The sequence below is a fragment of the Flavobacterium sp. genome, assembly GCF_035760125.1.
Taxonomy (GTDB): Bacteria; Bacteroidota; Bacteroidia; order Flavobacteriales; family Flavobacteriaceae; genus Flavobacterium.
The window spans coordinates 1-20,225 of sequence record NZ_DASTTN010000562.1 but is presented as its reverse complement, the minus strand read 5'-3'; the positions used below and the strand labels follow the sequence as shown (position 1 = coordinate 20,225).

The 20,225-nt window shown below is 33.0% G+C and carries 16 protein-coding genes and 1 pseudogene; 15 read left to right on the top strand and 2 right to left on the bottom strand.

Annotation, left to right across the window (positions count from 1 at the left end; genetic code table 11):
* A partial coding sequence (locus VFS71_RS20280; protein WP_414656009.1) for a DDE-type integrase/transposase/recombinase occupies positions 1–104 on the bottom strand: 104 nt, incomplete at its 3' end.
* 530 nt (positions 105–634) lie between these two features.
* Here VFS71_RS20280 and VFS71_RS20200 point away from each other — a divergent pair.
* The 15 genes from VFS71_RS20200 to VFS71_RS20130 all read left to right on the top strand — a co-directional run bounded on the left by VFS71_RS20200 (position 635) and on the right by VFS71_RS20130 (position 19,599).
* Positions 635–1,195 carry a Crp/Fnr family transcriptional regulator gene (locus tag VFS71_RS20200; protein WP_326403523.1) on the top strand — a complete coding sequence of 187 codons (561 nt, stop codon included), beginning with the start codon at positions 635–637 and terminating at the stop codon, positions 1,193–1,195.
* Positions 1,196–1,405: 210 nt separating this feature from the next.
* Entirely contained in the window at positions 1,406–1,741 is a 336-nt protein-coding gene (locus tag VFS71_RS20195) for a hypothetical protein (RefSeq protein WP_326403522.1), read from the top strand.
* Between the two features lie 4 nt (positions 1,742–1,745).
* Entirely contained in the window at positions 1,746–3,668 is a 1,923-nt protein-coding gene (locus VFS71_RS20190) for an acyl-CoA synthetase (RefSeq protein ID WP_326403521.1), read from the top strand.
* Positions 3,669–3,995: 327 nt separating this feature from the next.
* Positions 3,996–4,895: a helix-turn-helix domain-containing protein gene (locus VFS71_RS20185; protein WP_326403519.1), complete on the top strand. Its 900-nt coding sequence runs from the start codon at positions 3,996–3,998 to the stop codon at positions 4,893–4,895.
* 271 nt (positions 4,896–5,166) lie between these two features.
* A complete protein-coding gene (locus tag VFS71_RS20180) occupies positions 5,167–6,198 on the top strand; it encodes an efflux RND transporter periplasmic adaptor subunit (protein WP_326403518.1) in 1,032 nt (343 codons plus the stop codon).
* A gap of 39 nt (positions 6,199–6,237) precedes the next feature.
* Positions 6,238–9,348 (top strand): efflux RND transporter permease subunit, encoded by a 3,111-nt coding sequence (locus VFS71_RS20175; RefSeq protein WP_326403517.1) that lies wholly within the window; start codon positions 6,238–6,240, stop codon positions 9,346–9,348.
* Positions 9,349–9,365: 17 nt separating this feature from the next.
* Positions 9,366–10,655 (top strand): TolC family protein, encoded by a 1,290-nt coding sequence (locus VFS71_RS20170; protein ID WP_326403516.1) that lies wholly within the window; start codon positions 9,366–9,368, stop codon positions 10,653–10,655.
* A gap of 5 nt (positions 10,656–10,660) precedes the next feature.
* Positions 10,661–11,257 (top strand): TetR/AcrR family transcriptional regulator, encoded by a 597-nt coding sequence (locus VFS71_RS20165; RefSeq protein ID WP_326403515.1) that lies wholly within the window; start codon positions 10,661–10,663, stop codon positions 11,255–11,257.
* A gap of 22 nt (positions 11,258–11,279) precedes the next feature.
* On the top strand, positions 11,280–12,545 hold the full coding sequence (locus VFS71_RS20160; RefSeq protein WP_326403514.1) for an NAD(P)/FAD-dependent oxidoreductase: 1,266 nt from the start codon (positions 11,280–11,282) through the stop codon (positions 12,543–12,545).
* Complete coding sequence (locus VFS71_RS20155; RefSeq protein WP_326403513.1) at positions 12,542–12,709, top strand: hypothetical protein; 168 nt, start codon at positions 12,542–12,544, stop codon at positions 12,707–12,709. Before VFS71_RS20160 ends, VFS71_RS20155 begins: the two co-directional genes overlap by 4 nt.
* Before the next feature lie 271 nt (positions 12,710–12,980).
* On the top strand, positions 12,981–13,826 hold the full coding sequence (locus tag VFS71_RS20150) for a hypothetical protein (RefSeq protein ID WP_326403512.1): 846 nt from the start codon (positions 12,981–12,983) through the stop codon (positions 13,824–13,826).
* Positions 13,827–14,121: 295 nt separating this feature from the next.
* Complete coding sequence (locus VFS71_RS20145) at positions 14,122–15,171, top strand: glycosyltransferase family 9 protein (RefSeq protein WP_326403511.1); 1,050 nt, start codon at positions 14,122–14,124, stop codon at positions 15,169–15,171.
* A gap of 11 nt (positions 15,172–15,182) precedes the next feature.
* A complete protein-coding gene (locus VFS71_RS20140; RefSeq protein ID WP_326403509.1) occupies positions 15,183–15,998 on the top strand; it encodes a phospholipase A in 816 nt (271 codons plus the stop codon).
* A 99-nt stretch (positions 15,999–16,097) separates the two neighbouring features.
* Positions 16,098–18,995 carry an HD domain-containing protein gene (locus tag VFS71_RS20135; protein ID WP_326403508.1) on the top strand — a complete coding sequence of 966 codons (2,898 nt, stop codon included), beginning with the start codon at positions 16,098–16,100 and terminating at the stop codon, positions 18,993–18,995.
* Positions 18,996–18,999: 4 nt separating this feature from the next.
* A complete protein-coding gene (locus tag VFS71_RS20130; protein ID WP_326403507.1) occupies positions 19,000–19,599 on the top strand; it encodes a Pycsar system effector family protein in 600 nt (199 codons plus the stop codon).
* A 236-nt stretch (positions 19,600–19,835) separates the two neighbouring features.
* Here VFS71_RS20130 and VFS71_RS20275 read toward each other — a convergent pair.
* Positions 19,836–20,225 (bottom strand): annotated as a pseudogene (locus VFS71_RS20275) (DDE-type integrase/transposase/recombinase); the annotation flags it as partial.

Genomic DNA, 20,225 nt, shown 5'->3' with positions numbered 1-20,225 from the left:
TGCCTTCTCTTGGTCAATAAGAAATAAACTGTATTGCCAGACTTATCAACTGCCCTATACAAATAACACCATTCTCCTTTAACTTTACTATAAGTCCCGTCCATTCTCCTACTACCGCCAACTTGTACTTTACGCTTCTTCATTTGCATCTCCATTAATGGTACAAATTTATACACCAACGTTGAATTATAGCATGGTCAACATCAACTCCACGCATTTTCATGATCTCTTCAAAACATCCCGATAACTTAATGTAAACCTAAGCTTAAAATATACTGCCTGCAGAATAATAGACTTTGGATAACAATGACCTTTTGTATTCATGAGTTTAAAAATTTAAAAAGGCAAAGATAAAACTTAGCTTTAGATGCCACAGAGCCCAATCTCTATCAATGAAAACTATAAACCATTTTTTACGGGGAAAAGTACAGCAGGTTTTAATTACATAAATGTTTACAAAGATTTACTGGTTCGGACAAATGAAGTTTTAAGGCAAAACTGAAACTTCTTTTGTATATTTGAAATAAGCGGCAGTTGTTTAAATATTTAAAATTTTGAATTTAAACATCTTAATCATTACCAAATCAGTTTATTTTAATACAAATAATTACACCCAACGGGTTATATAAATAAAATGGAAATATTTGAATACATAAATATCAAAACCAAAATCAAAACTACAAGCTATGAAATTATAAAAAAAGCGTTTAAAAAAGAGGTTTATAAAAAAGGTACTATTCTCTTGAAACCAGACAATGTATCTCAGAAGTTGATTTTTGTAGAATCTGGTTTATTACGGATGTATTACCAATTGGACGATAAGGTAATTACTTTTCTTTTTCTTGCAGAAAATGCGATGATGCTTCCTCTCGAAAGTGTTTTTTATAATAAGACTGATCCTTACGGGTGGGAAGTTGTTCAGGACTGTACTTTGAGTATTGCGCAATTTTCCGACATAAAGACACTTATGGATACGGTTCCTTTTTTTGAACGTTTCATTTTATACGAATCTTTCAGTGTACATAAACAATTGTCGGATAAACTATACGGCATTCAGATGCTTACTGCTGAAGAACGATATAAAAAACTACTAGAAACATACCCAGTTATCCTTCAAAATGCTCCGTTGGGGCACATAGCCTCCTACCTTGGTATTTCTCAACAACACCTAAGCGTTATACGTGCTAAAAAATAAAACCTTTTTGCTTTTTAAGAATTCTTAAAAAAAGTCTGATTATTATCTGCCAACTTTGCGGTTGTAAATTTGTTTGTCCATCTTCAAAAATGGATAACAAAGTATAATGCCAATTATTCCATTAGCTGGCTTGATTATAGGTACATGCTTCGGTAACTACTTCAATGCATTATGCAAAGCATTTTTTTTTAATTTAAATAGAGAAACGTCATGGAATCCATCATAATATACATTATCACTGGCATTTTTGGTTTGGCAATTTTGACCAAACTAACTGGTAAAAGTGCATCTACTTTTGATAAAGCAGGCTACAACCATTATTTTATGTATTGGCTTGCTTTAGCTGAATTAGTCCTGACAATCTGTTTATTTACAGAATATGTATTGTATTCAATAATTGGACTACTGGTTATTATGCTTGGAGCAATTTTTACATTGTTCCGGCAAAAAGTAAAACCACAGCAATACATTTTATCTATTGTAGCTATCAGTTTATTGTTAACACTATATTGTTTGCAATTTTCATCAATTATTCAAACAATATAACTTAATGGATCCAATTGAAAATTATAAAGAAAAAAAAGGCATAAACAAATTATCAACTTTAAATGAAATAAAAGAATATGAAGAATCAGGGATGATCCCACTGCCTCCCAATACGTACGAGGCGTTGCGAATTTCTGCGAAAAAAAACTGCAACAGAACCGCACTTCAATTTTTTTTAGACGGGTCGGCTTACCAAAATGCAGTCACTTTCTCCTATTCGCAACTTTTAGGAAAGATCAATGCCTTTGCCAATATGATGCATCATCTTGGATTGGGTAACGAGGAAAGTGTGTCGGTATTATTGCCCAACTGCCCCGCTTATGTATTGACTTTGTTTGGCACTCAGGTTCGGGGCGTGGTAAACCCCCTCAATCCAATGCTCGAATTATGTCATTTAGCAAATATTATCGATACCGCTCAAAGCAAAATCATTATTACACTCGCATCGAATCCTGATATGCCTTTTTTAAAAAAGGTGAAATCTTTGATTAAACTGACTCGCTCAGTAGAGTATGTTTTGACTGTTGATTTGGACTATTATTCGGGAGAAAAAACTTCTGCCGAAAGTGAGGTAATTAACGGTGTCCATTTTCTGGATTTTTATTACCATTTGAATCAGCACAACACTGAATCTCTCGATTTTGAATGTACAAAAAATCACGATTCGATAGCTTCTTATTTCCATACTGGCGGTACCACAGGCAGTCCTAAATTGGCACAACATTCACATCTGAACGAGTTGGCGAATTCTTTTATGGTACATAAGTGTCTGCAAAATCAAAATCCCAAAACTTTTCTTTGCGGTTTGCCTTGGTTCCATGTCAATGGTGTGGTTGTGACAGGCTTGGTTCCTCTATTAAATGGACATACGTTGCTATTAGCAACACCTGATGGGTATCGGAACACTGGATTGATAGAAAATTTTTGGAAAATTGTAGCTCATTACAAGGTTTCTTTTTTTAGTGCCGTTCCTACTATACTAGGTAAACTTCTTAACGTTCCGATTGGTGATGCGGACATTTCTTCTCTGGAAAATCTTCTTTGTGGAGCAGCGCCGATTTCAGAAAAACTTTTTACCGATTTTGAAAAAGCCACAGGCCTACAAATCATTGAAGGATATGGCCTTACCGAAGGAACTTGTGTCAGCACCGTTAATCCATTAAAAGGCAATAAAAAAATTGGTTCTGTAGGCCTGCCTATACCATTTCATCAAATGAAAACTGTAATAATCGACGATAATGGAAATTATTTAAGAGATACTGACACCAACGAGCAAGGCATTTTGGTTACTCACGGTCCAAATGTGATTTCAGGCTATAAAAGTGAAATCCACAATAAAAATGCTTTTGTCGAAATTGCGGACAAAGAATGGTACAATACCGGAGATTTGGGCAGACAGGATGCTGATGGCTATTTTTATATATTAGGGAGAAAGAAAGAACTAATCATAAGAGGTGGACATAATATTGATCCTAAATTGATTGAAGAATCTTTGAGTAAACACACTTCCGTTGCAACCGTTGCAGCTATAGCACGCCCAGACTCGTATGCAGGTGAATTGCCGGTTGCTTATATCGAACTGAAACCTAATACTACGGCAACAATAGAGGAACTGATGCTATTTGCAGAAACCCACATCCTTGAAAAAGTTGCTGTCCCCAAAAAAATGTATATCATTCCACGAATACCCCTTACAGCTGTAGGTAAAATATACAAACCAGAACTCGAAAATTGTCAAATAAAAGAGGTTTTTGAAATAGCCTTGTCGCAAATTTCTGGTATTGATGACTTTGACATCAGTTTTGATATGAGCAACGGCAGAATAGTAGAAATTTTTGTGAAATGCAATGATGATGTAGATTATCGCAATTTAATTAACGAAAAACTGGGATATTATTCGGTAAAATATGTAGTAATCAAAAATTAAACTAAATAAGTTTATGACGAAAAACTAATTGGTTTGAGATACATTGCAAAATAGCAGATAGAAAATATTATTTAAATCAATACAACCTATTAAAACCGAGTATAAATCATTTATTATCAGATTCTTATTTCAAAAATTACCACAAACAAAAGAAAGAGTTACTTCCAATAAAATCTAAAATCCCAAAATGTACATCCCGAATCCTCGGGATTTTTTACTTTGAATTAATAACACTAATAATGAATTAAAAAAATGGATAAATTAAACATTAATATGGTCAAAAAATCGTCCAAAATTTACTAATTTAACATATGTAATTATATGCTTATGTCAAATAAAAAAATAGTCGAAAGTATATTAAAATACGAAGCAATTGTAAATGATGGTATTTTAGAAAAAAGATCGGTTACTGATGGTTTTTCAATAACCCTTAATCTCCTTATGGTTGACTATGAAGCATTCAAAAATTATTTCAGATCAGATTATTTTCATATAGTTTTTATTGAATCAGGCGAAGCAACTATTAATATCAACCTAACGGACTATCACGTTAGGAAAAATGATTTTCTTCTTTCCTCACCGTTCGACATTAAAAGGTTAATCAAATTTACAGACTGCAAAATATCTACAATTCTCTTTACCGGTGATTTTTTGGAAAAAACGGACCTGTTAAAAAGTACAAACGATGTGCTTGCTTATTTTACTTCAAAGTATTCACCAAAATGGACTCTAGACCAGAATGATGCTACTATAGTTAGAAAAAATATGAAAGAGCTTGCTGAGAAACAAGAAAGTGTGGCATCACACCCTTATGGAAAAGAACTATTATACTTATCTTTTACTTCTTTTTTATATGAAATATCTGCATTAGCTCAAAAATATGCACAAGCATTCAACAAAAATATTTCAAGAAAAGAAAATCTGGTTATTAATTTCACGGCCTTAGTAGTAGCTAATTTTAAAAAAGAAAGAAGTTTACAATTTTACGCCTCCGAACTCAACATCACCGCCAAATACCTAACCGAAACTCTCAAAGAAATTACAGGTAAAAATGCTGGTGAAATTGTTGAAAGTTTTGTCATACAAGAAGCCAAAATGCTGCTTAATAACCCTGATTTAAGTATTGCTGAAATTGCTGAAGAACTTAATTTTAGCGATCAATCATTTTTTGGAAAATTCTTCAAGCGATGTAGTGGAGTTTCCCCAAAGAATTATAGACTTCTTTAATATACCCATAAATCCCATTTAATTAAACCTTCTGAACGCACTTTCAGAAGGTTTTTTTTTGCCCTTCCCATACTAGTCATCTGCTATCTCACATTTCTACATTTTAAAACTTCATTTGAATTTGATTTTTGGTTAAAATCTAAACCTATTCTTTAAAAACGAATAATAGACCAAACTTGCCGATTAGACAACCTTTCTACAGCTGCACCACCACAATATCTTTGCCCTGTAAATAAAATGCAACTCATTAAAAAAATTAAATCACATAATCATGAAAGCAAAAACAAATTATTTTTCAACCCTTATAGCATTGGCATTACTAACGGTAGGTTGTAATAATAAAGAGCAGGAACAAGAGAAAACACAAGTTGTAAAAGTTAATGTTCAAAAGATCCAAAAGGTCAGTAAGGTTCAGGAATTAGATTATTCTGCAACAATTGAAGCCGATAATACGGCACAAATAAGTTTTGCTGTTCCGGGTGTAGTAAATACGGTAACAGTTAAAGAAGGACAAACGGTTAAAAATGGTCAATTATTAGCAAGTCTCGATGCAACAACCTATAGCAATGCATTGCAAATTGCAAATTTAAGTTTCGAACAAACTCTAGATATGTACTATCGACTTGATGAATTATATGCAAAAGGAAGTTTGCCCGAAAAAGATTATATAGACATCAGAACTAAACTGGCCCAATCAGCAGCTAATAAAAGAATTAGTGCTAAACAAATTAAAGATACTCGTTTATGCGCTCCAATGTCGGGAATAATTACACATCGATTTATTGAGAAAGGAAGTGCTGCCGCACCAGGAATTCCTGCATTTAGCATTATTAAAACGGATATGGTATATGCTAAAATTACAGTTCCCGAAAGTGAAGTTGGGATTTTTAAGCAAGGGATGGTAGCCAATTTATTCATTCCAACTTTGAATGATTCCATAAAAGGCAAAATATCTATCATCAACCCACAAGCAGATGACAGGTCAAAAACTTTTACCATTAAAATTAAAATTGATAATGGCAATCAAAAACTATTACCGGGTATGTTGGCTTATGCAAAAATTAATCCGATGAAAACAGAAAAAGTAATTGTTATTCCTGCAACAGCGGTCGTAAGAGACGCTGATGATATAACTTATGTTTATGTAGTAAATAAGGATGAAATCGCAGTTCGCAAACGTGTTACCGTTGGAAGCATTACCGGAATGCAGGAAGTCATTATCAAGGAAGGATTAAGCGAAAATGATACTATAGTTACTGCAGGTCAGTCACAACTTAAAGACGGATCATTAGTATCATTCTAAAAATAACATTCAAAATTCAAAAATCGTAACAATAGTAATATGGAAAAGAAAAAAATGCATTTTATTGAGGCTGCCATGAAAAATAAGCAGGTAACCATTGTCCTTGTGACACTGTTAGTCTTATTTGGCATCTACTCATTGCGAAATATGCCAAGATCTGAGGATCCAAAAATAGATAAGCCAACAGCTATGATCTACGCCTTTTATCCTGGAGCAGACGAGGTACAAACAGAGAAACAACTAACCAATAAATTAGAACAATATCTTTTTTCGTTCGAAGAAGTTGATAAGCATAAAACAAAATCACAAACCAAAGACGGACAAGTATTTGTAACGGTAGAGTTGTTTACAAAAGTAAAAGACAGAAAAAAATTCTGGTCCACACTACAGCACGGAATAAATTCTGTCCTTAAGCAAAATCTTCCTTCAGGAGTAGTTGGCCCTTATGTGAACAGTAATTTTGGGGATGTAACTGCCCAGATTATCACACTCTCTTCTAAAACAAGAAACTACAGGGAGTTGGACAAATATCTGGATAAAGTCGAAGATGGGATTAAAACCATACCGGAAGTTTCTAAAATAAACAGGGCTGGAGGACAGCGTGAACAAATCTATGTGACAATTGATGATCAAAAAGCGCAACAATACGGTTTTGACATTACAAAAGTTGTACAAATATTAAAAAGTCAAAACGTTACGGGCTATTCTGGCGAAATGACCATAACCAATAATACTATTCCCGTTTTTACAGATAATCAGTATAAATCTGTTGATGAAATCGCTAATCAAACAATCTATACAACCCCTGATGGCACTACAGTTCATTTAAAAGATGTTGCAAATGTAGAGCGTCGCTATGAAGAAGAATCATCTTTTATTAAGATTGGGAATGACAAAGCAATGCTTGTCTCTATTGAAATGCAACCCGGAAACAACATTGTTGCATTTGGGGAAAAGATAAATGAAAAACTGGAAAAATTGCAAAAAGAATTTCCAGATGATATTAAAATCAATACTGTTTTTAGTCAACCGGAAGTTGTAGAGCATAGTATCAGCCACTTTATGATGGAATTTGGGCTGGCAATCTTATCTGTAATCATTGTAGTAATGCTATTGCTCCCATTCAGAATGGCTGCTGTTTCATCATTAGCCGCTCCGATTTCTGTAATGATAACATTTGGGGTAATGAACATCATTGGAATTGAATTGCACCAGGTATCATTGGCGGCACTTATCATCGTATTGGGTATGCTCGTTGACGATGCGGTAGTAGTAGTTGATAATTATATTGAAAAATTAGACGAAGGCATTACCCCATGGCAAGCCGCCTGGAAATCAGCCAAACAATTATCATTATCAATTTTCACGGCGACCTTGGCAATCATATTTGCATTTTTACCATTGGCCATTTTTATGGATGGAACCCCTAAAGATTTTATGGCATCATTGCCTGTAACCATTGCAGTGGCACTTACAGCATCTTTATTGGTGGCATTGTTTCTTACACCATACATGTGTTTTGTATTTATCAAAAAAGGATTACATGATCATAATCACAAACCATCTGATGCGCCAAGGAAAAAGTCACTGCTTGATAAATTACAAGATGTCTTTGACAAAGCGGTTACTTACTGTTTTAACAGACCAAAATCAACTTTAGTAGGTGCTGTATTGGCTGTATTGCTAGCTGGTTTTGTGGCAACAAAGGTTGATCAGGAGTTTTTCCCAACAAATGAACGTAACCAGTTTAATATAGAGGTTTGGATGCCGAACGGAACAGCATTAAGTGAAACCGAAAAAACGGTAACAGCCGTTGAGAATATCCTGAAAAAAGACAAGCGTGTGGTTAGCACTGCAAGTTTTATAGGTACAAGTTCACCGCGTTTTCAAACTTCTTATGCACCAGAAGTACCACGTAAGAATTTTGCGCAAATATTTATTACTACAACCAGTAATGATGCCACAAGTGAAATCGTTAAAGATTATCTGCCAAAATTCAAAGGGTTTGTAAAAGATGGCTATATAAGATTTAAACAACTTAGTATGCAGGAAGGTTCTCCAATTGCAATTCGTGTTATCGGGGAAAACATGAACGATCAAAAACGTGTCGGAGAACAGATCAAAACCATTTTGGAAAAAGCGGAAGGCACTAACTGGGTCCGAAGCGATTATGAGGATGATTATGTAGGGGTAAGCCTTAAAATTAATGAGGAAGCTGCTGCCAGATTAGGGGTGTCAAATGAAGTGATTACACAAACATTAGGAGCTGGACTTAAAGGATATGCTGTTTCACAAGTTTGGGAAGGAGATAAACCGGTAGATATTTTTGTTCGTCTCGATGCAAACAGACGTAAGGATTTCAGCAATCTTGAAAATTTACACATCAACACCTCTTTTGGAAGCATGGTTTCGCTAAAAGAAGTCGCAAGTATCGAACCGACATGGCATACCGGTGTTATTGCGCGTAGAAATGGTTTAAGAACACTTACCATTAATTCAGAGGCCCAATTGGGTGTAAAAGCGGCAACTATACTAAAAAATATAGAACCTGAAATTAAAAAACTAAAATTACCTGAAGGGATAACCATACAATATGGAGGAGATGCTGAATCATCAGCAGAGAACATGCCGGGTATGTTAACCGCATTGAGTGTAAGTCTTTTATTGATATTCATAACGCTGTTATTTCAATTCCAGATGTTAAGTAAAGCCTTAATTGTGCTGTCAACATTTTTATTGAGTCTTTTAGGAGCATTCCTGGGATTGTATATCACAGGAAATCCAATGGGTATGACCGCTTTTATGGGTATTATCAGTTTGATTGGTATAGTGGTAAGAAATGGAATTATACTGGTTGATTTTGCGGATGAGTTGGTCCACGAAGGTTATACCATTAAAGAAGCAGCACTTGCCGCCACAAAACGAAGAATGCGTCCCATCTTCCTAACATCATCTGCGGGTGCCGTGGGAGTAGTTCCTATGATTATTTCAAAATCACCGCTTTGGGCACCATTGGGAAGTGTACTTGCCTTTGGACTTATCGTATCTATGGTTTTAACGCTGTTTGTTGTTCCTGTGATGTATTACAAATTTGTAAAACCCGCAACCGAAACAGAACATGAAAGTGAAGAGAACAAGATCAAGCATTAATTAAAATAAAAATAAAAATGAAACATAAACTTTTTTTAAAAGGAACAATGATTATTTCATCGCTAGTATTCAGTATAGCCGCTTCTGCTCAGTCAAAAGCGCTGTCACTAGAGGAATGCCGCAAAATGGCATTGGAAAATAATAAAAGAATAATAAGTGCTCAATTGCAGGTAGACGCTGCCAAAGCAAATTATGAAGTAGCTAAAACCAACGCTTTGCCAACAATTGATGCATCAGTTATGGGAGTACATTTAGGGAATCCGCTTGATCAAATACAAGTAATACCATCAGATTTTGCCAGCGCGAGTATAGATGTGAAACAGCCTATATATGCTGGTGGTAAAATCAAATTGAACAAAGAAGCGAGTTCAAAAACAATTGAAGTTTACCAAAGTCAAAAAGTATTGACAGAAACTGAAGTGTTATTAGGAGTAGAAAAAGGGTACTGGCTTATAGTGCAAGCAAAGGAAAAAGTAACTCTTGCGCAAAAATACAGAGAAATGCTTAAAAGCTTAAGACAAGATTTAAAAAATGCCGTAGATGCAGGACTTACGTACAAAAATGATTTGTTGCGATCCGAAGTGAATCTTAATCAAGCCGAACTGAATATTATAAAAGCGAATGATGCCTTAGTATTGGCCAAACTTAATTTTTCTCAGATTATAGGACAGGCCGGAGATACAAATTTTGCTATTACAGATGAAGTAAGTGGAGATTTCACATCCCTTTTGGAAATCCCTAATGAAAACGTAGCAGATAACAGACCTGAAATTGATATGCTTAAAAAGGCTATTGATGTAGAAAAAATTAAAACTAAAATTATCAAAGCGGAGGTAAAACCACAGGTAGGATTATCGCTGAGTGGATTTAGTTCTTATGGCGATAAGATTAATTTTTCGAATGGTAATGATAATCTAACGTCTTACTACAGCACAATTGGCTTGACCATGCCTGTCTTTGACTGGGGCAAAAACAGAAAAAAAGTTAAAGAGCAAAACTTTAAAATCCAGTCAAAACAAGCTGAGTTAGAAGAACAAAAAGAACTTGTAGATATCGAAGTTCAGAATGCTTATTTGCAGCTTAATCAATCTGTAAAAAGAATCAACTTGTCAAATAGTTCATTGAAACAGGCGGACGAAAATTTACGTCTTGCAAATGACCGCTATAGGGTAGGAACAATAATTGGCAAAGATGTCTTAGAAGCTCAGGTGATTTGGCAAGAAGCCTATTCAAATACAATTGATTCAAAAGTGGAGTATAAAGTGAACGTAGCCAATTATAAAAAAGCAATTGGCGAATTAAAATAAAAAAAATGGATAATAAAAGAAAAGATATTATCGAGGCTGCTTCAATGTTATTTCTACAAAAAGGCATTAGAACAACTACTGTAGAGGAAATAGCCAAAAGATGCCACATATCAAAAAAAACATTTTACTATTTCTTTATTGATAAAGAATTAGTGATAACAGAAATCGTTCAAAATTTAATCCGGAAAACAGATCAGCAACTGAGAATGCTGCCCGACATTTCTCCAAATGCTTCTTCTGAACTTATAACTTTTTTTCAGCATTTGCAATCTAATGTTTTTGTATTCAATGCATTATTCATGAATGACCTGAAGAAATATTACCCGAACATTCATAATCTGTTCCTTCAGGACAAACAAAATAAACTGGTTCCATTTTTTATAAAAAATATTGAGCGTGGAGTTTCTGAAAACATTTACCGGACACAATTAGATAGCAAGTTGACTGCTGAATTGTATTTTACACAGTTGGATAATGTAATTGATAACATAAATGTATCTGACGATCAAAGATATGCAACTATTTACTATATCAATAGTTTCTTTCTTCACGGGATTATGAACAAAACGGGATTAAAATTGGCAATCACTCATTTTAATTAAAAAACACTATAATTTCATGGAAATGAAAACTAAAAAGATTGTTGTTGTTGGAGGTGGTTTTGCAGGAGTAAATTTTGCAAAACAACTTTCCAATAATCCTGATTTCCAAATTATCCTGGTTGATAAAAACAATTATCATTTTTTTCCGCCACTACTCTATCAAGTAGCAACAGCGTTTATTGAGACCTCTAATATTACGTATCCGTTTAGAAAGATGTTTCAAAATAAAAAAAACATCCGATTTCATTATGGAACGTTTTTAAAAGTGAACCCCTCAAAAAACACAATTGAAACTGATACAGGTAGCTTAGCATACGATTATTTAGTCCTTGCCATGGGAACGGAAACTAATTATTTTGATATAGAAAACGCCAAGGCAAATGCCTTACCGATGAAATCAATTGATGATGCACTCCATTTAAGAAATAAAATACTGCTTAATATGGAGAAAGCTGTACAAACTGAAAACGAAGCAGAACGTTTAAAATTGACCAATATAGTAATAGCTGGCGGTGGTCCCACTGGAGTTGAGTTAGCGGGTATGATTGCAGAAATGGGTACTAAAATTATGAATAAAGAATATCCGGAAATGCAGAACTCGAAAGGGAAAATTTATCTTGTAAACTCCCCCCAAAACGTGTTGAATGTCATGAGTGTTTCGTCACAACTAGATGCAAAAAAGACATTAGAAGCGCTTGGTGTAATTTTAAAACTTAACACCGCCGTTAAAGACTATAAAAATCAGCAAGTGCTGCTGTCTAATGGCGAAGTTATTGATACACCTTTGCTTATTTGGACTTCAGGAGTTGTTGCACGCGAAGTTATAGGGTTACCCGAAAACAGTACAGGAAAAGGAAGAAGAATTTTGGTAAACGAGTATAATCGTGTTAATGGCACAAATAATGTTTTCGCTATTGGAGATATGTGTTTACAATTGGAAGAAAAAAATTATCCGCAAGGGCATCCACAATTAGCGCAAGTCGCAATTCAGCAAGGAAAACTATTAGCCAAAAACATAAAAAATATTACGGCTTCAAAACCAATAAAAAAATTTCGATACAATGACAAAGGAAGCATGGCAATTATATCAAAATACAATGCCGTTGTCGATTTTCCAAAATTCTTCTTTAGTGGCTACATTGCTTGGTTAACCTGGTTGTTTATTCATCTTATCCCGATTGCAGGATTCAGAAATAAAGTTAAAATTTTTTATAATTGGCTAATAGCTATGATAACCAATGATCCTTCATTGAGAGTAATTATTAGACCCCAAATTGATAAGTCATGAAAAATAGTCAAAAAGAGAAAAAAAATTTAAAGAAGAAAATGCGACTCAAGGTTATTCAGTCCGATGGAAAAAATTGGATCGAATGCTACTATTACCCCACGCAACAAGGGTTACTTGAGGAAGCGTACTTATGGGAAGAAATTATATTAGGAAAGAAAAAATAGATTCACAACTGCTCCTATAATTATTTAAGCCCTGATTTAAATACTACAATAGAAAATATAAAAAAATCATTTTGAGGTTAGTTGGTGATTTGCCGGTTATTAATTAATCGGCATTTCCTTTTTTATCTTGAGTGCTGTGGCGCATATTATCAACATACTATTTATTCCGTAGAAAAAGCGACAATAAGACCAAATTTACCGAAAAGTCGACCTTTCCAAAGGATAACCATCCCAATACCTTTGCATTATAATTTTTAATTTTAAACTTATAATGAAACATCCATTTTTAATGATTGTGCTAATTCTTAGCTTTTATTCCCAGCACAGTAATGCTCAGGAAGCAAATACAATTCCAGAAAAATACACCGCCCACAATAAAGGAAAGTTCTTTTTTTTCTGGGGAGGAAACAGAGAAAACTATTCTAAATCAGACATTACATTTAAAGGAGCTGATTATAATTTTGCACTCCAAAATGTAGAGGCTCACGATAAGCCCAAAGGCTGGCACATTGATTATGTCAATCCGGCCAATATGACAATTCCACAAACCAATTTAAAACTAGGGTACTTCATAACAGATCATTATAATATTTCTATTGGTGTAGACCACATGAAATACGTTATGTATCAGGATAAAGCCGTTAATTATAGGGGCTATTATCCAAATGCTGGTTCCTACGGAGAAACCTTGCCTAATGATCAAGTTTTGCTTACAGAGGATTTTCTAACCTTTGAACATACGGACGGTTTGAATTACATAAACTCCGAGTTCTCCCGCGTGGATGACATCTCGAAGATTTTTAGGATAGGAAATACCGATAAATTTCAGATAAATTTAACCGAAGGCGTTGGAGCTGGATTCTTATATCCAAAAACCAATGCTAAAGTCTTGGGAAAAGAACGTCATGATGATTTTCATATCTCGGGATATGGACTTTCGGCAAAAGCAGGTTTAAATTTTACTTTCTTCAAATACTTCTTTGTCCAGACAGAATTAAAAGGAGGCTATATCAACATGCAAGACATCAGAACTACTCAGAGTAGTTCAGACAAGGCTTCACAGGAATTTTTCTTTTTAGAGCGTGTAATTGCTGTTGGAGGAATTTTCAGAATCTGATCTATTTCACGGTTTTACGCTCAATAGTTTTTTAAGATTGCCAACTTTATTTGCGTTTTAATTCTTACTAAACACATTGATTAACAAGTAACTAGAATTAATAAAAAGCAATATTTGATTTAGACAAATATTGCTTTTTTTATTATCTAATCCTCATTCTCATAAAAAAAACGACAATCAGACCAAACTTGCCGAGTTGCCAACCTTTTCAGAGGATAACCCGCTATCTACCTTTGCTTTATAATTTTTTAAGCTCTTTAAAAAACAAAAACTTAAAGCTATATATTAAAAAGCAATGGATATCATAAAAGAAGTGAATCTCGTAAGAATAAAAACAATGAAGTGGTTGACCGAAAATATTGGAAATAGTAATACCAATATTAATTTAAACTACTATGATACTTACAAAGTAAAAAGAGTATTGATTGTAAGACTCAACCACAGATTAGGAAATCAATTATTAATGACACCATTGATAACTGAAGTTTCAGAAATTTTCCCAAACTGTAAGATTGACCTATTTGTGAAAGGTAATTTGGCTCCAATACTTTTCAAAAATTATTCAAATATTGACAGAATAATTCAATTACCCACGAAACCATTTAAAAATATCCGGCAATATTTAAAAGTCTGGTTTGAAATCGCCGATAGAAAATACGATGTTGTAATTAATGTTGACAGAGGCTCTTCATCTGGTATAATTGCCACTAAAATGGCAACTGCAGATTATAAATTTTATGGAGAACCTGACAAAATGTTGTGTGCAGAATATCCCCACTCCGCTAAACAACCCGTCTATGGTTTGCGAAATTATTTATCCCAATCAGAAAAACTTGAACTTAATAAATCAATGCCTGATTTAGATTTAAAATTAAGCAAATCTGAAATTAAAAAAGGGAAAGAACTACTTGACAAACTAATAACAAAAGAAAAAAAGAAATCAATCTGCATATACACCTGTGCCTCTGGTGAAAAAAGCGATCAAGAGAGTTGGTGGATGGAATTATATGAAAAATTAAAAAAAGAGCTTACCGATATTAATATTATTGAAGTACTAGCATTAGAAAATAGTTCAAAGATTTCATGTAATGAACCGGAATTTTACAGCAACAATATTCGCGAAATAGGAGCCTTAATTAAAAACACATCTCTTTTTATAGGAACCGATAGCGGTATTATGCAATTAGCAAGTTCAGTTCATGTACCCACAATTGGACTCTTTTCGGTAACTGACAAATACCAATACGAACCTTATAATGAAGGGAGTTTGGCAGTCAACACCAACTATTTCAGCACCAATGAAATTATCAGAATTATTAAGCAAAAAATAAATTATAAACATTAATACAGAATCCAATGAAAAAACATACCATCATTATAAGTTTAACGTTTTTACTCTTCTCTTTAAATTTATTCAGTCAAATAACAGTAAAAGATTCGATAAAAAATTTAATAGACAATGCACCATCCTTTACCATCTATCAAGATAATTATTTCGTATCGGGTTCGTCATTAAATGATCCCATAAGTAGCAATACATCCGACGCAAAGTTTCAGATTAGCTTTAAACAACGTATAACAAAAGCTACCCTACCATTTGACACACAACTTTTTCTGACTTATACGCAGAAATCTTTTTGGAAAATCTTTAATGAATCCAGTCCTTTTGCTGAGACCAATTACAATCCGGCTTTTGGAATTAGTAAATTTTTCATCGGTAAAAATAAATCATTAAAAATTGTGGCCATTGCTTACGAACATGAATCGAATGGTCGAGATAGTATCTATTCCAGATCATGGAACAGGATAAGTTTTCATTACATGCAAGATATATCCAAAACGTCTACCATAAAAATAAAAGCATGGATACCACTGCAGTATGACGAAAATCCAGATTTAATTAAATACGTTGGGTATGGCGAAATCAGTTTTTCACAAAAACTATATAAAGGAAGATTTATTTTTGATGTAACTTCAAGAAAAGGAGCCTCTTCGGATGGTAACTTCTCGGTTTCGTCACAACTTTCTTATCTAATAAGTAAAAAGGACAATCAGTACATAACCCTTCAATATTATAATGGTTATGCAGAAAGTCTAATAGATTATAATCAAAAAACGAATATGCTAAGGGTGGGAATTGTAATAAAACCTTTCAAATCATTCTTTTACTAAATATTTCTGGGGTGACTATTTATCTAGTAATTATTGCATAAAGCCCATGAATTACAGTGAATATCTTCAAACTACCTAAGAATCAAAATCACAATAACCATGATTAAGAATTATAAATATTTAAGCCCCTTCAAGATTTTAATTTCTTTTCACAAATTAATCGATGGATTGGAAAAAATAGCTGCATCTAATATAGAACATAAATCAAATTACGCAAAGAGTTTATTAAGTCAAATAAATAATAAACCCGAAATTATTAATGGTATTGATAATCTCGAACTATTTGAAAACAATCACAATTTGATCCAGAATTTACTCGCCGATTTGTTTCCCACTGCATTAACTTTTAATGAAATAAAAGCCGTCGCAATACCATTTTACGATATTACATTTAATTACTCGGAACGATTTAAAAAAATTTTAAACGATGCGGGAATGTCATTTGACATCAGTATTAGAGACATGAATGAACATCAGTTTTATATTATGAACTGTACGTTTATATTGAATGCCTATTATAAGCAAAATGTTGATTTTGAAAAGCCATTATTCTATGACATTCCAAACAAAAATGGAATTGTTAAACACTATAAAATTGTGTATAATACTGACTTTCTGGAAATATATCCGGCAGAAAACACCAAGTTTTTAACCCAACCGGAAATTGAAGAATTAATTGATAATTATCATGATATAGAATTATGGAAAAAAGCGTTTCCATATAATTCTTGGTTTTTAAAAGGATTTGCATTAATAACATTAGTGGATGTAACGCTGGAAAATGCTGTTTCAAACCTAAAAACAAACTTATTAAAAGCAAACATAGAAAAAGTAGAGCTCAATGATAGTTTTGAATCCATTTTTAGATCGGTATTTAAGATTCCTGATTTAAAAGTAGGATTCACTCTTTATGATAATGAAGAAAGACTATTCATGAAGCCCCCATTTAATGAAGGGAATTTAGAAAGTTTTATACTGCTGGACACAAAAGAAGCAGATTGCAAAAATGTGCTTTGCGGATGCTCTTTCGAAAGTTTGGTTGAAAACAATAAGCCGTTTATAATTCCAAATGTTCTTGATTTTTCTATGACCAATAATCCATTTGCAGTCCATTTATTGAGCCAAGATATTCAAAGTTTTTTATTGGCACCGGTCATTAAAGACCATAAACTATTAGGTCTAATACAACTCGCTTCATCAACTATTAGAACTTTAAACTCTGTTAATGCAAATAAGTTGGAGTTGTTATTACCCTATATATCCGATACTATTGAAAAAAGCAATGATGATATGGTAAATCATTTAGAGGCAATTATTCAAAAGGAATATACTTTGATTCATCCAAGTGTCTATTGGAAATTCAAAAAGGAAGTTCGAAACTATTTCCATTCAAATATTTCAATCAAAGAGTACACTTTCAAAGAAATTGTATTTAAAGAGGTCTATCCATTATATGGACAAATTGATATTAAAGATTCTTCTGAAAATAGAAATCGCGCCATTGTAAATGATTTGAAAGAACAAATCAACCAAATCATTACTATAATTAAAGGTTTAAATTTCGATAAAAAAATTGGAGTTATCGAACAAAAAAAACATGAATTACAAAAATTTCTATTAGAATTAGACCAACCATTAAAGAATAATTCAGAACAAAAAATTCACCATTACATAGAAACAGAAATTCATTCCTTTTTAAAAAATTTTGAATTCAATCAAAAAACAGAAAACAAAATAAAGGACTATTTCAATAAACTAGACCCAAAAACAGAAATGTTTTATCAAACACGGAAAGATTTTGATGATACAATAATGAGTATCAATAAAAAACTTTCTAACATTCTGGAAAGCAAACAACAACAAGCCCAAGAAATTTTCCCGCACTATTATGAAAGTTTTAAAACGGATGGTGTGGAGCACAATTTGTACATCGGCGCATCAATTGAACCAAACAAAGTGTTTAATCCAATTTATTTGCAAAATTTACGACTATGGCAATTGGAAACACTTTGCGAAATGGAATTGGAACACCACAAACTTAAAACAAATTTGCCATATACGCTTGACGTTACTTCACTTATACTCGCATCAAGTACTCCTATTTCTATTCGTTTCAGAATGGATGAAAAACGATTTGATGTTGATGGCTCGTATAATGCCCGCTACGAAGTAGTAAAAAAAAGAATTGATAAAGCATTTGTAAAAAATTCTGAAGAACGCATTACTCAAAAAGAAAAAATAACAATTGTGTACTCCAATTCAGCTGAAGAAAAAGAATACATTAAATACATCAAATACCTCCAGCACAAAAATATATTGGAAGCTGAAATAGAAAAATTAGAGGTTCAGGATTTACAGGCTATTTCTGGTTTAAAAGCACTTCGGGTAAAAGTAAAGCATAGTGACAATAGTCTGTTAATAGAAGCAAAAGAATTCATCACAAAACTTTTTAAAGAAAGATTGGACTCAAAATACTCCTATCACAATCTGGAACATACAAAAAGTGTTGTGATGGGCACAGAAACTATTTGCAGGGCTGAAAAAATTGACCCGGAAAAAACAAACTTACTGCTTTTAGCTGCGTGGTTTCATGATGCGGGCTACATTGAAGGGGCTGATAATCACGAAAAAAAGAGTATTAAAATTGCTTTAGATTTTCTGCAAAGAAAAAATATTTCAGACAACATTCAGCAAAAAGTAAGTGATTTAATTTTGGCCACTACATTTAATTATATCCCAAAAAACAGATTAGAAAAAATAATTAAAGATGCAGACAACGCTCATTTGGCTAATGAAAACTATCCTGATTCATTAGAGTTATTAAGAGGAGAATGGGAGAACTCAATCAATAAAAAATATTGCAATGACGATTGGTACACCATTAATATTGAATTTCTTAAAAAGCATCAATATTTCACAAAATTTGCTCAAAAAGAATGGCAGAATTTAAAAGATAAAAACCTGAATTTAATTGAAAATAAATTACTAAAACAATAATACGATGGATGAGAAATTATTTCATGAAAAAATAGAAAATTCGTTTCGGACGAAAGATAAAAAAAAACAGCCCAAATTAGAGAAAGGCGTTGATACAATGTTTAGGACTACTTTAAGCAACCATAACAATCTAAGTAGGTATGTTGATAATAAAGCTCATATTTTATTATCTGTAAATGCTATAATCGTTTCAATTTCACTTTCTAAGATTTTTCCAAAATTAGATAATCATACCAATGCACATTTATTCATACCGACATTAATTTTAATTGTATTTAGTGTAACATCAATGATATTTGCTATTCTGGCCACCAAGCCTAGCATTACTAAAGGTAGTTTTACCAGAAAAGAAGTGGAAGAAAAAAAAGTAAACCTTTTATTTTTTGGAAACTTTTACAAAATGCCATACCAGGATTATAATTGGGCAATGAATGAATTATTGAAAGATAGCGAATACATATACAATTCTATGATAAAGGATTTGTATCATCTGGGCATCGTTTTAGAAAAAAAATACAGACTATTGAGAACCACTTACAACATTTTTATGTGTGGAATCATTATCTCTGTCATAGCGTTTTTAATTGCTTTTAAATTCAGATAAGAGAAAAATAATGAAAAAGAAAACACTCTTGTATCTCTTAACTCTAGCAATCCGTCAGCAAGAGTGTGATTTTTCATTTGCCACTAACAATAACGACATACTAACTCATAATTTCAAACTCTCAAAAAAGTCAATATCGGTTAAGTTTTCGAACACCTCCCCTTCCACTACAATTATTAGAAAAGGGTTCTGTCGCATCTGTCAAATTAAAACATAAAATAATCAAAATAAAAAAATTAAGCCGCCAACTTACAGAAGGATTTAAACATAGTAATCTCGGGATTAAACATTTGATTCTTTCGCAACATATGAACAACTTCAATAACACTTAGAGTTCTTTTTGCAGATTCAAAATTTTTAAAACCTAAACCATTTAAAATCCTCCACTTTATAAAACGACGATCCTGTTCTACTATGTCATTAAGGTATTTACATTATCGAACCTCTATTTTAGAATTTGAGCCACTATTGTCTATATTTATTAATCGGGGCTTGCAATTATTATGGATCGCCTTGATTAAAAATGACTGGGCGCTCATCCTCTGCCTTCTCTTAGTCAATAAGAAATCAACTGTAGTGCCATACTTATCAACTACTGCCCTATACAAATAACACCATTGCCCTTT

What these genes read in the sequence shown, in the direction of transcription:
- VFS71_RS20150 (WP_326403512.1), top strand. Translation starts at nt 12,981, where the DNA reads ATGAAACATCCATTTTTAATGATTGTGCTAATTCTTAGCTTTTATTCC.
- VFS71_RS20130 (WP_326403507.1), top strand. Translation starts at nt 19,000, where the DNA reads ATGGATGAGAAATTATTTCATGAAAAAATAGAAAATTCGTTTCGGACG.
- VFS71_RS20155 (WP_326403513.1), top strand. Translation starts at nt 12,542, where the DNA reads ATGAAAAATAGTCAAAAAGAGAAAAAAAATTTAAAGAAGAAAATGCGA.
- VFS71_RS20135 (WP_326403508.1), top strand. Translation starts at nt 16,098, where the DNA reads ATGATTAAGAATTATAAATATTTAAGCCCCTTCAAGATTTTAATTTCT.
- VFS71_RS20165 (WP_326403515.1), top strand. Translation starts at nt 10,661, where the DNA reads ATGGATAATAAAAGAAAAGATATTATCGAGGCTGCTTCAATGTTATTT.
- VFS71_RS20190 (WP_326403521.1), top strand. Translation starts at nt 1,746, where the DNA reads ATGGATCCAATTGAAAATTATAAAGAAAAAAAAGGCATAAACAAATTA.
- VFS71_RS20145 (WP_326403511.1), top strand. Translation starts at nt 14,122, where the DNA reads ATGGATATCATAAAAGAAGTGAATCTCGTAAGAATAAAAACAATGAAG.
- VFS71_RS20140 (WP_326403509.1), top strand. Translation starts at nt 15,183, where the DNA reads ATGAAAAAACATACCATCATTATAAGTTTAACGTTTTTACTCTTCTCT.
- VFS71_RS20175 (WP_326403517.1), top strand. Translation starts at nt 6,238, where the DNA reads ATGGAAAAGAAAAAAATGCATTTTATTGAGGCTGCCATGAAAAATAAG.
- VFS71_RS20195 (WP_326403522.1), top strand. Translation starts at nt 1,406, where the DNA reads ATGGAATCCATCATAATATACATTATCACTGGCATTTTTGGTTTGGCA.
- VFS71_RS20170 (WP_326403516.1), top strand. Translation starts at nt 9,366, where the DNA reads ATGAAACATAAACTTTTTTTAAAAGGAACAATGATTATTTCATCGCTA.
- VFS71_RS20185 (WP_326403519.1), top strand. Translation starts at nt 3,996, where the DNA reads ATGTCAAATAAAAAAATAGTCGAAAGTATATTAAAATACGAAGCAATT.
- VFS71_RS20200 (WP_326403523.1), top strand. Translation starts at nt 635, where the DNA reads ATGGAAATATTTGAATACATAAATATCAAAACCAAAATCAAAACTACA.
- VFS71_RS20180 (WP_326403518.1), top strand. Translation starts at nt 5,167, where the DNA reads ATGAAAGCAAAAACAAATTATTTTTCAACCCTTATAGCATTGGCATTA.
- VFS71_RS20160 (WP_326403514.1), top strand. Translation starts at nt 11,280, where the DNA reads ATGAAAACTAAAAAGATTGTTGTTGTTGGAGGTGGTTTTGCAGGAGTA.